The organism is Luteitalea sp., from assembly GCA_009377605.1.
In the GTDB taxonomy this organism is placed as follows: Bacteria; Acidobacteriota; Vicinamibacteria; order Vicinamibacterales; family Vicinamibacteraceae; genus WHTT01.
The window spans coordinates 1-241 of sequence record WHTT01000366.1 but is presented as its reverse complement, the minus strand read 5'-3'; the positions used below and the strand labels follow the sequence as shown (position 1 = coordinate 241).

The 241-nt window shown below is 68.9% G+C and carries 1 pseudogene (cut by a window edge); it reads left to right on the top strand.

The annotated features are described in order from the left end of the window. Window positions 1-241: pseudogene (locus tag GEV06_29315) on the top strand (ATP-binding cassette domain-containing protein); it begins 271 nt to the left of the window's first position.

Genomic DNA, 241 nt, shown 5'->3' with positions numbered 1-241 from the left:
GCGGGTCGCCCACTACATCAGGCTCGTCGGGCTCTCGGGCTTCGAGCAGTCCTACCCCCGAGAGCTGTCCGGAGGCATGCGTCAGCGCGTCGGGCTCGCCCGCGCACTCGTCACCGAGCCCCGGATCCTGCTGATGGACGAGCCGCTCGCTGCCGTCGACGCGATGACCAGGGAGCGGATGCAGTACGAGCTGGAGGCGATCGTCCGCGAGACCGGGCAAGCGGTCCTGTTCATCACTCAC